This window comes from Streptomyces sp. SID11385 (genome assembly GCF_010548245.1).
In the GTDB taxonomy this organism is placed as follows: Bacteria; Actinomycetota; Actinomycetes; order Streptomycetales; family Streptomycetaceae; genus Streptomyces.
Window position 1 is genome coordinate 1 of record NZ_JAAGLR010000864.1, and the last position, 661, is coordinate 661.

The 661-nt window shown below is 77.3% G+C and carries 1 protein-coding gene; it reads right to left on the reverse strand.

Features of this window, described 5'->3' with window-relative positions:
• Positions 1-661: glycoside hydrolase family 6 protein (locus G3I42_RS26225; RefSeq protein WP_164289925.1), on the reverse strand; the 661-nt coding region annotated here is incomplete at both ends.

The window sequence follows — 661 nt, forward strand, 5'->3', positions numbered from 1 at the left end:
CCGTTGCCGTTGCGGCTCGTGTCGACGACGGCGCCGAGGCCGGGCGGGCCGCCGAGCGCGTCGAGCACGGCGCGGGCGTAGGCGGTCTCGTCGGCGGTGCGGTGGAAGTTGGAGACGTTGGTGAAGACGCCGTCCCCGGCACGCGCCGCACCGGCCTGGCGCAGGAGGGCCGCGGCGCGGGCGGGTTCGAGCCAGCCGGAGTGCCCGGCGTCGAAGTAGACGCGGGTACGGGGCCCGGCGGCCTTGAGCACGCGCGCGGCGCGCTCCAGCGAGGCGAAGCGGGCGGCGCGGTCCGCGGCGGAGAGGCAGTCGGACTGCGCGATCGCGTCGGGTTCGAGTATCACGATGTTCTTGCCGTCGCCGAGGCCGCGCGCGAAGCGGGTGATCCAGTCGTCGTACGCGGCGAGATCGGGCGCCCCGCCCCGCGAGGCGCCGCCGCAGTCGCGGTCGGGCACGTCGTACGCGACGAGGACGGGCACGGCGTCCGCGCGGGCGGCGGCGGACGTCACGGCGGCGACGCGCGCGGTGATCGTCCCGGGACTGTGGTCCGCGAACCAGACGGCGGCGGGACGCCGCGCGATGCCGTCCTCGATGGCGTCGGCGCGTGGGTCGCCTGGGTGGGCCCCGACCCAGTCGGCCACCTGCGAGTCGGGCGAGCGGA